Origin of the sequence: Actinomycetospora sp. CA-101289 (assembly GCF_050955895.1) — a bacterium.
In the GTDB taxonomy this organism is placed as follows: domain Bacteria; phylum Actinomycetota; class Actinomycetes; order Mycobacteriales; family Pseudonocardiaceae; genus Actinomycetospora.
The window spans coordinates 426,388-438,495 of the sequence record NZ_CP192093.1 but is presented as its reverse complement, the minus strand read 5'-3'; the positions used below and the strand labels follow the sequence as shown (position 1 = coordinate 438,495).

The following is a 12,108-nucleotide window of genomic DNA, read 5'->3' as shown; positions in this document are numbered from 1 at the left end:
CGCCCGGGCGGACGGCCACCGGGCCCACCGGGACCAGCAGGTCCTCCGGGACCAGCAGGGCCTCCGGGGCCTCCCGGCCCACCACGACCGCCGGGAGGGCCGGCGGGGCCGCCGGGGCCCGGTCGTCCCCGGCCGGGGGGTCCGCCGGGTCGGTTCATCGCCGCCTCACCTCGCGCATCGCGTCGACGGGCGGCGCCGGGTTCCGACGCCCGGCCGGCTCGGGTGCCGGCCCCGGGCCCGTCGTGATCGGTGAGGATACGCAGGCCACGGGCCTGCCCGGCGCCCCCCGCACACGGAGGGCCGCCGCCTGGCGTCACACGTCCGGACGAGCCGCCCGGTCGAGGACCGCGAGCACGAGCCCGGTGACCGTCGGGGCGAGCTCGCCGAGGCGCTCGCCCCGGCCGTCCTCGACGGCGTCGAGGACGAGCTCGTTGATGCCGCCGACGAGCGCGACGGCGGTGGGGCGCGGCAGCCCGCGCACCCCCACCAGGCCGGGGACCTCCTCGCCCCCGCCCGCCGCCCAGCGCGCCGCCCCGAGGGCGACGAGGGCGGAGAGCTGGTCGGCGAAGCGGTTGAGCACCTCGCGGCGCACCCGCCAGCCGCGGTGCCCGAGCCCGCTGATCTCGGTGAGCAGGGTGCGCGTGAGCTCCGGCTGCTGGGCCAGGGCCTCGAGGTAGGCGCGGGTGGCGGCGTCGACCTCGGCGGCGAGGTCCGGGGCGGGCGCGCCGGGGTCGGCCTCGACGGCGGGCGCGACGGCCTCGGCGATGCGGGTCAGCGGGCCCTCGGCGGCGGCCACGTACGCGGCGAGGAAGCAGTCCTCACGGTCGGCGAAGTGCTGGTAGAACGTCCGCTTCGACACCCGCGCGGACGCGACGACGTCGGCCACCGTGACGGCGGCGTACCCGCGGTCCGCGACCAGCCCGATCATCGCCTCGACGAGGCGGTCCCGGTGCGCGGACCTCGCGGGACCCCCGGTGTGATCAGCGGCGAAAACGGACACTGGACAACGGTACCACCGCGTACCACACTGGGCCGCGCTTTCGGTACGATCGCGTACCAACCACGAGGAGGACCCATGACCACGCCGACGCAGGCGCCGGCGCCGTCCGACACCCCCGCCGGGGGGAGCGAGCCCGTCGCGCACCTCGCGGTCGCGATCGTCGGGAACGGCTTCTCCGGACTCGGCACCGCGATCCGGCTGCGCCGGGCCGGCGAGGACGACTTCCTGATCTTCGAGCGCCACGACGACGTCGGCGGCACGTGGCGGGACAACTCGTACCCCGGCTGTGCGTGCGACGTGCCGAGCCACCTCTACTCGTTCTCGTTCGCCCCGAACCCGGACTGGAGCCGCTCGTTCTCCGCCCAGCCGGAGATCCACGCCTACCTGCAGCGCGTATCGGCCGAGTACGACATCGACCGCTTCACCCGCCACCGCCACGAGGTGCTCGACGCGACGTGGGACGACGACGCGCAGCACTGGGTGGTCACCACGAGCCAGGGCGTGTGGACCGCCGACGTGCTCGTGCTCGGCTCGGGCGCGCTGTCGGACCCGTCGTTCCCCGACGTCCCGGGCCTCGATTCCTTCGAGGGGCCGGTCTTCCACTCCGCGACCTGGCGCCACGACCTCGACCTGCGCGGGCGGCGCGTCGCCGTCATCGGCACCGGGGCGTCGGCCATCCAGTTCGTGCCCGAGATCGCGCCGGTGGTGGGCGCGCTCAAGGTCTTCCAGCGCACGCCGCCCTGGATCATGCCGCGCGGAGACCGGGCCATCACGCGTCTCGAGAAGCTGCTCTTCCGCTTCGTCCCGCCGGCCCAGCGCGTGGTCCGCGAGTCCATCTACTGGGCCCGCGAGGCGTTCGTGTTCGGGTTCAAGGATCCGCAGCGCATGGCCAAGGCCGCCAAGATCGCCGAGCGCCACATGCGCCGGCAGGTCAGCGACCCGGACCTGCGCGAGAAGATCACGCCCAGCTACTCCATGGGCTGCAAGCGCATCCTGCTGAGCAACGACTACCTGCCCGCCCTCGACGGCGACAACGTCGAGGTGATCACCGAGAAGATCGTCGAGATCCAGCCGCACGCCGTCGTCACCGCCGACGGCACGGAGCACGAGGTCGACACGATCATCGCGGGCACCGGCTTCGCCGTCGGCGACCTGCCGATCAGCCACCGCGTCCACGGGCGCGACGGCCGCACGATGGCCGACCACTGGGACGGCTCACCCCACGCCCACAACGGGACGATGATCGCGGGCTTCCCCAACGTGTTCACGCTGCTCGGCCCGAACACCGGGCTCGGCCACAACTCGGTCGTGTTCATGATCGAGTCGCAGATCAACCTGGTGATGGACACCCTGCGCCACATGCGCACCCACGGCGTCGGTGCCGTCGAGCCCACCCGCGCGGCGCAGGACGCCTTCGTCGCGGAGATGCAGCGCAAGACCGAGGGCACGGTCTGGGTCGATGGCGGCTGCTCGAGCTGGTACCTCGACAAGCACGGCAACAACTCCGCGCTGTGGCCGACGTTCACCATGCCGTTCCGCCGGCGCGTGAAGCACTTCCGCCCCGAGGAGCACGTGCTCACGCCCGTGACGGCCGCCCGCACCGCACGCTGACCCGACCACCGAGGAGACACCCCATGGCCACCGACACGGCCGCCAGCCTGAAGGACAAGGTCCTGTTCATCACGGGCGCCGCCCGCGGCATCGGCGAGGAGACCGCCCGGCGGGCGGCCGCCCTCGGCGCGCACGTCGCCGCGGTCGGCATGGAGCCCGAGCGCCTCGAGAAGCTCGTCACCGAGCTCGGCCCGGGCCACACCTGGGCCGAGTGCGACGTCACCGACCAGGAGTCGCTCGAGGCGGCGGTGGCGACGACCGTGCGCGAGCTCGGCGGCATCGACGTCGTCGTCGCCAACGCCGGCATCGCCAACCACGGCACCGTCGCCACCAGCCCGGCCGACGTGATCGCGCGGGTCATGGAGGTCAACCTCATCGGCGTCTCGCGCACGGTCTCCGCGACCGTCGCGGAGGTCGAGAAGCGGCGCGGGTACATCCTGCTCGTCTCGTCGCTGGCGGCGTTCACCGCGCTGCCCGGGATGGCCGCGTACTGCGGGGCCAAGGCCGGCGTGGAGAACTACGGCAACGCGCTGCGCTTCGAGCTCGCGTACCGCGGCATCGGCGTCGGCACGGCGCACATGGGGTGGATCGACACCGACCTCGTGCGCGACGTCAAGGCCGACTCGTCGACGTTCGAGGACACGCTGAAGAAGCTGCCCTACCCGCTGGGCGCGCTGACGTCGGTCGAGGACTGCGCGGACGCGTTCCTCGAGGGGATCGCCAAGCGCAAGCGCCGGATCTTCGTGCCGAAGGCGGTCGCGCTCGTCGCGGCGGCCCGCCCGATCACGTTCTCGTGGCTCGGCGACCTGCCGGTGCTCAAGCAGGCGAAGCAGATGGTGCCCCGTCTGGAGGAGCAGTTCCGGAAGACCGGACGCACCTTCGGTTCCACGAGCGCGGGGATGGGCAAGCGGGGAGCCTGACGGCACGGCGCGGGACGGCGGGGCCCCGGCGGCGCGCGTACGGTCGTCACTGAATCGCCACTCAGTGAAAGGGGCCCGCCCGTGACCGACCTGGCCACCGGCCCAGTGTTCACCGACGACTACTGGGCCGACCCGTTCGGCGTGCTCGGCGGTGTCCGCGAGCAGGCGCCGGTCCGCGAGGTCGACCTGCCCGAGGGCGGGACGACGTGGCTGGTGACGCGGTACGCCGACGCCCGGTCGGTGATGGCGGACCCGCGCTTCGTCAAGGACTTCCGCAACACGCTGCCGCCCGAGCAGCGGGCGCACGTGCCGGGCATCCCGTCGCCGGGCGGCGAGATGATGCTGCTCAACGACCCGCCCGTGCACACGCGCCTGCGCAAGCTCGTGGTCAAGGCGTTCACGGTGCGCCGCGTGGCCGCCCTGCGCCCGCGGATCGAGACGATGGCGTCGTCGCTGCTGGCGATGATGCCGAGCGACGCCCCCGTCGACCTCGTCGCGGGCTACGCGGTGCCGCTGCCCACCGCGGTGATCTGCGAGCTGCTCGGCGTGCCGGTGGAGGACCAGGACGCGTTCGGGGAGTGGTCGCGGATCCTCATCGACGACTCCGGTGAGGCCGCCTCCCACCAGGCCAACGCGAGCCTGGCCGCGTACCTCTCCGAGCTCGTGGAGCGCAAGCGCGCGACCCCCGACGAGGCGCTGATCTCGGCGCTGATCGAGGTCTCCGAGGAGGGCGAGCAGCTCTCGACGACGGAGATCGTCGCGATGGCCATGCTCCTGCTCATCGCCGGCCACGAGACCACGGCGACGCTGATCACGACGGCGGTCGAGGCCATGCTGCGCGACCCCGACCTGCGCGACCGGCTCGCCGCCGCCGACTCCGACGGGCTCCGCGCCGCGATCGAGGAGTTCCTGCGCTGGGGCTCGCCGATCGCCCAGGCCCCGCTGCGCTTCGCCGCCGAGGACGTCGACTTCGACGGCGTCGTGGTCCCCCGGGGCGCGATGGTCATGGTGTCGCTCGCGGCGGCCAACCACGACCCGGCGCGCTTCGACGCGCCCGACGAGCTCGAGCCCGTGCGCGACACCACCGGGCACCTGGCGTTCGGCCACGGCCTGCACTTCTGCCTGGGCGCCTCGCTGGCCCGCCTCGAGGCCGAGGTCGCCCTGCGGACCCTGCTGGACCGCTACCCGGGCATCGCGCGGGCGTCGGCGCTGCCCGTCGTGCGGCGGCGCAGCGTGCTCGTCAACGCCTGGCAGCGGCTGCCCGTGCTGCTCGACCCCGAGCAGGCGGTGGAGACGGCGCCGGCGGTCACCTCACCGGCGTGACCACGCGGCGGTGGGCCCCGTCGTTGTGACACCCTGCGCCGGATGAACCTGCCCGCACCCGACGTGCGGTGGACCCTCGCGGTCGACCACGGGACCTCCAGCACGGTGGGGGCGTGGGCCGACGTCGACCCCCGTGACGGCTGGGTCCGGGTCGGTCCGGTGGAGATCGACGGCGCCCCGACGATGCCGTCGGCCGTGCTCTCGCGGCCCGACGGCGCCGTGCTCGCCGGCCGCCCCGCGCTCGAGGCCGGCGCGCACGACCCGGCGGCGGCGCTGCTGCGCTCGCGCCTGCACCTCGCGGCGAGCACCGGCGGCCCGCCGGAGATGCTGTCGCACTGGCCGCGGCCCACCACGGCCGTCGACGTGGCCACGGCACTGGTCGCGAAGGTGATCCACGCGGAGGCGGCACGCCGCGGCACCCTGCCCTCGATGGTCGTCCTGCTGCACCCGGCGGGGTGGTCGACGAACGCGCGCGAGGCGCTGCGCGGGGCCGGGCGGGCGGCGCTGAGCGCGATCCCGTACACCACGCCCGACCAGCTCGAGCTGCTCGACTCGCCCCGCGCCGCCGCGCACCGGCTCGGCGGGCAGGGCCGGCTGCTCGTGGTCGACCTCGGCGGGGCGGCCACCGAGCTCGCGGTGGTCGACCGCGCCGCGGACGGGTCGGCGTCGGTCGCGGCCGTGCGGTCGGTCAACGTCGGCGCCGAGGTGCTCGACGACGCCCTCGCCCAGCTCGTCATCGACCGCGCGCCGCCCTCGTTCGCCGCGCGCGTGCGCTTCGGCGGCGACCTCGAGGCCCACCGGGCGTGGTTCCGGCTGCGCACGAGCGTCCGGGACGCCAAGGAGACGCTCGCGGCCGCGGGCACCGTGAGCATCCCGCTGCCCCCGCTCCCGCCCGAGCCGCCCGGCTGGGTCGGCCTCACCCACGGCGACCTCGGCGCGATGCTGGCGCCCGGGCTCGAGGAGATCGCCGAGGGCATCACCGCGATCGTCGGCACGCTGACCGGGCCGCGCCCGGCCATGCTCGTGCGCGGCGGGCTCGCCGAGATGCCCCGCGTGCGCGAGTGGCTCGCCGAGCGCACCGGGTTCGGCCTGGCCCACGGCGGGGACCCGGGCGCGGTCTCGGCGTTCGGGCCCGCCTCCGGCGCGGCCGCGTGGTCGGCCGAGCGGTTGGGGCTGGGACGACGTCGGTGAAGGGCTGAGGCGTGGAGGGTGACGCGGTCCACCGCTGCGCCGCCCGCCTCACCGCGCTGGCCGGCGCCGGCGTGGTGCGCAGCGACTTCCGCACCCCGTCGCTGGCCTCCGTCGACCTCGCGGGCCGCACGCTGGGCGACACCCGGGCGCACGGCAAGCACCTGCTCACACGCATCGGCGACCTGACCCTGCACAGCCACCTGCGCATGAGCGGCTCGTGGACGGTGGTGCGGCGCCACGACGAGCGCGGACGCCCGCTGCTGCCGCGCCACCTCGCCGTGCGCGCGGTCCTGACGCTCGACACCGGCGTCTCGCTGGTCGGCGTCGACGTCCCGGTGCTCGAGCTGCTGCGCACCCGCGACGAGCACCGGGTCGTCGGCCACCTCGGGCCGGACGTGCTCGCCGGGCAGCCCACGGCCACCCAGGACCACTTCGACCTCCACGACGCGCTCGCCCGCCTGGGCCGCGACCCCGAGCGCCCGATCGTCGAGGCCCTGCTCGACCAGCGCGGGGTGTCGGGGCTGGGCAACTTGTGGGCCGTCGAGCTGTGCTTCCTGCGCGGGCTCTGGCCGTGGACGCCCGTGCGCGACGTCGAGCTCGAGCCCCTGCTGGCCCTGGCCCGGCGGATGATCCGGCACAGCCTCGAGCACCGCACCGGCATGACGACCACGGGCGTGCAGCGGCGCGGCGAGAACCACTGGGTCACCGGGCGGTCCAACCGGCCGTGCCGGCGCTGCGGCACGCTCGTGCGCTTCCGGCCCGCGGCCGGCTCCGGCGCGCCGTACACGCGCGAGGTCTGGTGGTGCCCGTCGTGTCAGCCCGCGCCGGCCGGGGCACCTGGGCGGCAGAGATCGTCGACGAGGGAGCACCCCACCGCGCCATGAGGCTGGTGACGTTCAACCTGTTGCACGGGCGCTCGCCGGATGACGGCGTCGTCAGCGCGGAGCGCCTGCACGACGCCGTGGCGGGCCTGGACGCCGACGTCCTCGCGCTGCAGGAGGTCGACCACGACCAGCCGCGCTCGGCGCACGTCGACCAGACCGCCCTCGCGGCCCGGGCGCTCGGCGCCGCGCACGCCCGCTACCTGCCGGCGCTGGTCGGCACGCCCGGCGTGGCGTGGCGCGAGGCCACCCCGGAGGACGCGCCGGGTGTCGGCCCGACCTACGGCATCGGGCTGGTCAGCCGCCTGCCCGTGGAGCGGTGGGTGCGCATCCCGCTGGGCACGTCGCCGGTGTCCCTGCCGCTGCTCGTCGACGCCCGCCGGCCCGCGCTGGTGCGCGACGAGCCCCGGCTCGGGCTGGCCGCCGTGCTCGCGCCGGGCGCGCCCGTCGGCACCGTCGTCGCCACCCACCTGTCGTTCGCGCCGGGGTTCAACGTCGCGCAGCTGACGCGCCTGGTGCGGGCCGTCCGGGGCCTGCCCCGCCCGGTGGTGCTGCTCGGCGACCTCAACATGCCGGGCCCGGTGCCGGCCGCCGTCCTGCCGCGGTGGCGCTCGCTCGCCCGCGAGGCCACGTTCCCCGCCGTCCTCCCCCGCATCCAGTTCGACCACGCGCTCGTGCGCGACCACCCGGACCGCCCGCTGCCGGCCGTCGCCGCGTTCGAGACGGTGCTGACGCCGATCTCCGACCACCGGGCGCTGGCGGTCGACCTCGACACGGCCCAGCCCTAGCCCAGGTCCGCGACCGTCCCGATCACGATCACCGCGGGCGGGCGCACGCCGGCGTCGACGATGGCCCCGGGCAGCTTGGCCAGCGTCGCGCGCGCGGTGAGCTGCCCGGGCAGCCCGCCCTCCTGGACCGCGAGCGCCGGGGTCTCGGGGTCGCGGCCGCCCGCCAGCAGCGCGTCGGCGATCGCCCCGATGTTCTCCACGGCCATGAGCAGCACGATCGTGCCGCGCAGCCGCGCGAGCGCCGGCCAGTCGACGAGCGACTGCGCGTGCCCCGGCGGCAGGTGGCCGGAGACGACCGTGAACTCGTGGGTGACGCCGCGGTGGGTCACCGGCACGCCGGCGAGGGCGGGCACGGCGATCGCGCTGGTGATCCCCGGGACCACCTCGACCTCGACGCCCGCCGCGACGCAGGCCTGGATCTCCTCCATGCCGCGGCCGAAGACGAACGGGTCGCCGCCCTTGAGCCGCACCACGCGGCGCCCGGCCAGCGCCTCCTCGACGAGCACCTGGTTGATCGTGTCCTGGCTCATGTAGCGCCCGCGCGGCAGCTTGGAGGCGTCGATGACCGTGACGTCGGGCGGCAGCTCGTCGAGCAGCGGCTGCGGCGCGAGCCGGTCGGTGACGACGACGTCGGCCTGCGCCAGCGCCTGGCGGCCGCGCACGGTGATCAGCCCGGGGTCGCCGGGGCCGCCGCCGACCAGCGTCACGCCGGGGCGCACCGCGCGGTGGCGGCGGTCGAGCAGGGTGCCGCTGCGCAGGGCCTCGACGGCGCCGTCGCGCACGCCGGTGGCGCGCCGGGGGTCGCCGCCCCCGTGGACGGCGACGGTGATGTCGTCGTAGCGCCCGACGGCCGGGGTCACCGCGGTGCCGGCGTCGGCGTCGTCGGCGCGCACGCAGAACACCCGCGCCCGCTCGGCCTCCGCGGCCACGGCGGCGTTGACCGCCGGGTCGTCGGTGGCGGCGACGGCGTACCAGGCGCCGTCGAGGTCGCCCTCGGCGTAGGGCCGCGCGGCCCAGGTGATCTCGCCCGAGTCGGCGAGCGCCTCCAGGGCCGTGGTCAGCGTCGGGGCCACGACGACCGTGTCGGCGCCGACCTCGTGCAGCCCGGCCACGCGCCGCTGGGCCACCGAGCCGCCGCCGACGACGACGACCCGCCGGCCCCGCAGCTGCAGGCCGACCGGGTAGACGCGGGCCGGCGTGTCGGTCGGGCTCACGGTGGGTCTCCTGCCTCGTTCTTGTCGGTCACCCCGGCCGCGTCGAACGTCGCGACGTCGGCCAGGGCGCGGGCGGCCGCGGTCACGACGGGCACGGCGAGTAGGGCGCCGGTGCCCTCGCCCACCCGCAGCCCGAGGTCCAGCGCGGGCGCAAGACCCAGGTGGTCGAGCGCCAGGGTATGGGCCGGTTCGACCGAGCGGTGCCCCGCGAGCCACGCGTGTGACGCGGTCGGGGCCAGCGCGGCGGCGACCAGGGCCGCGGCGCCGGACACGACGCCGTCGAGCACGACGGGCGTGCGCAGCGCTGCCGCGCCCAGCAGGAAGCCGGCGAGCCCCGCGTGCTCCAGGCCGCCCACCGCGGCGAGCACGCCGAGCGGGTCGGCGGGATCGGGGCGGTGCAGGGCGAGGGCCTCGGCGACCACGGCGGTCTTGCGGGCGTGGGTGGCGTCGTCGATGCCGGTGCCCCGCCCGGTGACCTGCTCCGCGGACGCGCCGGTGAACGCCGCGACCAGCGCCGCCGAGGCCGTGGTGTTGGCGATGCCCATGTCGCCGGTGACCAGAAGGCGGTTGCCGGCGACGACGAGGTCGCGGGCGGTCTCGATGCCCGCGTGCACCGCGGCGCGGGCCTCGTCGCGGGTCATCGCCGGGCCGGCGGTCATGTCGGCGGTGCCCCGGCGCACCTTGCGGGGCAGCAGGCCCGGCGCCGGCGCGAGCCTTGCGGCGACGCCGACGTCGACCACCTGGACCTCGGCGCCGACCGTCGCGGCGAACGCGTTGACCGCCGCCCCGCCGGCCAGGAAGTTCGCGACCATCTGCGCGGTGACCTCCTGCGGCCACGGCGTCACCCCGCGGGCGTGCACGCCGTGGTCGCCGGCGAACACCGCGACCACCGCCGGCTCGGGCAGCGGCGGCGGGCAGGAGCCGGCGAGCCCGGCGAGGCGCACGCCGATCTCGGCGACCCCGCCCAGCGCGCCGGGCGGCACGGTCATGCGCGTGAGGTGCTCGCGGGCCGCCTCCTCGCCCGGGGTGGTGTCGAGGTCGGCCAGGGCGGCCAGGGTCTCGTCGAGCGGATCCACGTGGTGGTTCCCCCAGGTGTCGTCGTGGACGGCCCACGCCAGGGGCCGGCGGCGGGCCCAGCCGGCGGTCGCGAGCTCGGGCTCGTCGGCGAAGGACGCGACGTGCCCGACGCACAGGTAGGCGACGACCTCGAGGTGCTGGGGCATCCCGGCCCGCCGGCCCAGCAGCGCGGCCATCTCGCGCTCGTCGAAGAAGCTGACCCAGCCGACGCCGAGCCCCTCGGCGCGCGCGGCGAGCCAGAGGTTCTGCACCGCGCCGGCCACCGAGTGCGCGGCCATCCGCGGCTGCGTGTGCCGGCCGAGCACGTGGCGCCCGCCGCGCGTCGGGTCGCAGGTGACGACGACGCCCAGCGGCGCCTCGCGGATCGCCTCCACCCGCAGGCCGGCGAACTTCCGCGCGCGCGCCGCGGGCAGGGACTCCGCGAACGCCCGGCGCTGCTCCTGCGCCAGCGCCGCCAGCTCGTCGCGGAGCGCGGGCGAGCGCAGCACGAGGAAGTCCCAGGGCTGCGAGAACCCGACGCTCGGCGCGGTGTGGGCGCCCGCGAGCACCCGCTGCAGGCGCTCGTCGTCGACCGGGGTGTCGACGAAGCCGGTGCGCACGTCGCGGCGCGCGTGCAGGACGCGGTGCAGGGCCTCGCGGTCGCCGGGCTGCAGGGCGTTCACGCGAGCACCTCGGCGAGCGCGGCGACGAGGTCGTCGCTGATCGCCTTCGACCGCACCGCGATGCGCACGTGCTCGTCGTCGAGGCCCGGGAACGTGTCGCCGCGACGCACGGCGAGGCCCCGGTCGCGCAGGCGCTGCCGGACGTCGGCGCGGCCCGGGGTGCGGACGAGGACGAAGCTCGCGGCGGGCGTGCCGCGGACCTCGACGCCGGGCAGGCCCCGCAACGCGGCGACGAGGTGCTCGCGGTCGCCCCGGAGCGCGTCGGCCGCGGCGTCGGCCTCGGCGCGCGCGGCCTCGCTGCTGCAGACCTCGAGGGCGACCAGGGCGGGCGTCGACACCGACCACGGCGGGGCGGCCGCGCGCAGGCCGGCGGCCAGGGCGGGCGGGGCGAGGGCGTAGCCGACCCGCAGGCCCGCGAGGCCCCAGGTCTTGGTGAGGCTGCGCAACACCACGAGGCCGGGGAGGTCGCGGCCGGCGAGGCTGTCGGGCTCGCCGGGCGCGGTGTCGATGAACGCCTCGTCGACGACCAGCGTGCGGCCGGGGCGGGCGAGGGCGGCGACGACGTCCGCGGGGTGGCGCACCGAGGTCGGGTTGGTGGGGTTGCCGACCACCACGAGGTCGGCGTCGGCGGGGACCGCCGCCGGGTCGAGCGTCAGGTCGCCGTGTGGATCCCCGTGGCCGAGGAGCACCCTGTGCACCGCGTGGCCCGCGGCGCGCAGGGCGGCCTCGGGCTCGGTGAACTGCGGGTGCACGACCACGGCGTGGCGGGGGCGCAGGGCCCGCGCGAGCAGCACGAACGCCTCGGCGCCACCCGCGGTGGGCACGACCTCGTCGGGGTCGCGGCCGTGCCGGGCGGCCAGCGCCGCGACCGCCCGGGCGGGGTCGGGGTACGCGGCGAGGTCGTCGAGGCTCGCGGTGAGCCGCTCGCGCAGCCAGGGCGGCGGGGTGTCGGCGCGGACGTTGACCGCGAGGTCGACCAGCCCCGGCCCCACCTCGGCGTCGCCGTGGTGGTGGAGGTCGTGGCGGTCGACGGGACCGCCCAGCAGCGGCGTCACCGTCGGGCGCGCGCCGCCCGCAGGAGCACGGTCTCCGCCTCGGGCACCGACGCGGCGAGCACCGACGTCACGGCCGACGGAGCCGCCCCCTCGTCCCAGCCGGCGCCGCGCATGCGGTCGACGAGCGCGCGGGCCAGCGCGTCGACGCGGGCGGCGGCCTCCCCGCGGTCGCGGACGGGGCCGTCGCCGAGCAGGTCGAGCGGGAGCTGGCCCGCCTCGGCGAGCACCCGGCGGAGCTGGGCGAGCACCCGGTCGTCCACCGGGTCGGCCCGGCGCCGGTGACGCGTCACCGTCGGGTGGGTGCGGGCGTGCGGGGTCACGGGTGCGTGCATCATCGCCGGCCTTCCTCGGGGTCCTCGCCCGATGTCTGCCTCGGTCGTGCCACG

Annotated in this window: 11 protein-coding genes; 6 read left to right on the top strand and 5 right to left on the bottom strand. The window is 76.6% G+C overall.

Features of this window, described 5'->3' with window-relative positions; translation table 11 throughout:
- Nucleotides 1-313 precede the first annotated feature (313 nt).
- Nucleotides 314-1,000 (bottom strand): TetR/AcrR family transcriptional regulator, encoded by a 687-nt coding sequence (locus ACQPX6_RS02115; RefSeq protein ID WP_433785101.1) that lies wholly within the window; start codon nucleotides 998-1,000, stop codon nucleotides 314-316.
- 75 nt (nucleotides 1,001-1,075) lie between these two features.
- On the opposite strand from ACQPX6_RS02115, the gene ACQPX6_RS02110 reads away from it, so the two are divergent.
- From ACQPX6_RS02110 to ACQPX6_RS02085, 6 genes are all read left to right on the top strand, one after another.
- Complete coding sequence (locus ACQPX6_RS02110; RefSeq protein WP_433785100.1) at nucleotides 1,076-2,611, top strand: flavin-containing monooxygenase; 1,536 nt, start codon at nucleotides 1,076-1,078, stop codon at nucleotides 2,609-2,611.
- 23 nt (nucleotides 2,612-2,634) lie between these two features.
- On the top strand, nucleotides 2,635-3,531 hold the full coding sequence (locus ACQPX6_RS02105) for an SDR family oxidoreductase (RefSeq protein ID WP_433785098.1): 897 nt from the start codon (nucleotides 2,635-2,637) through the stop codon (nucleotides 3,529-3,531).
- A gap of 81 nt (nucleotides 3,532-3,612) precedes the next feature.
- A complete protein-coding gene (locus ACQPX6_RS02100; RefSeq protein ID WP_433785097.1) occupies nucleotides 3,613-4,854 on the top strand; it encodes a cytochrome P450 family protein in 1,242 nt (413 codons plus the stop codon).
- A gap of 42 nt (nucleotides 4,855-4,896) precedes the next feature.
- Entirely contained in the window at nucleotides 4,897-6,045 is a 1,149-nt protein-coding gene (locus tag ACQPX6_RS02095; protein WP_433785096.1) for a hypothetical protein, read from the top strand.
- 11 nt (nucleotides 6,046-6,056) lie between these two features.
- Nucleotides 6,057-6,929, top strand: coding sequence for a DNA-formamidopyrimidine glycosylase family protein (locus ACQPX6_RS02090; RefSeq protein WP_433785094.1), 873 nt, complete (start codon nucleotides 6,057-6,059; stop codon nucleotides 6,927-6,929).
- Nucleotides 6,926-7,714 (top strand): endonuclease/exonuclease/phosphatase family protein, encoded by a 789-nt coding sequence (locus ACQPX6_RS02085; RefSeq protein WP_433785093.1) that lies wholly within the window; start codon nucleotides 6,926-6,928, stop codon nucleotides 7,712-7,714. Before ACQPX6_RS02090 ends, ACQPX6_RS02085 begins: the two co-directional genes overlap by 4 nt.
- On the opposite strand, the gene cobA is transcribed toward ACQPX6_RS02085, so the two are convergent.
- From cobA to ACQPX6_RS02065, 4 genes are read right to left on the bottom strand one after another with little or no spacing between them, the layout of a single operon-like run.
- Nucleotides 7,711-8,928, bottom strand: a complete 1,218-nt coding sequence (gene cobA, locus ACQPX6_RS02080) for a uroporphyrinogen-III C-methyltransferase (protein WP_433785091.1) — start codon at nucleotides 8,926-8,928, stop codon at nucleotides 7,711-7,713. The two genes, ACQPX6_RS02085 and cobA, sit on opposite strands and share 4 nt — an antisense overlap.
- On the bottom strand, nucleotides 8,925-10,667 hold the full coding sequence (gene cobT, locus ACQPX6_RS02075) for a nicotinate-nucleotide--dimethylbenzimidazole phosphoribosyltransferase (RefSeq protein ID WP_433785089.1): 1,743 nt from the start codon (nucleotides 10,665-10,667) through the stop codon (nucleotides 8,925-8,927). Before cobT ends, cobA begins: the two co-directional genes overlap by 4 nt.
- Nucleotides 10,664-11,722 carry an Rv2231c family pyridoxal phosphate-dependent protein CobC gene (gene cobC / locus ACQPX6_RS02070; protein WP_433785087.1) on the bottom strand — a complete coding sequence of 353 codons (1,059 nt, stop codon included), beginning with the start codon at nucleotides 11,720-11,722 and terminating at the stop codon, nucleotides 10,664-10,666. The genes cobT and cobC overlap by 4 nt, the downstream gene beginning before the upstream one ends.
- Complete coding sequence (locus ACQPX6_RS02065; protein WP_433785086.1) at nucleotides 11,719-12,057, bottom strand: hypothetical protein; 339 nt, start codon at nucleotides 12,055-12,057, stop codon at nucleotides 11,719-11,721. The genes cobC and ACQPX6_RS02065 overlap by 4 nt, the downstream gene beginning before the upstream one ends.
- Between the last annotated feature and the right edge of the window lie 51 nt (nucleotides 12,058-12,108).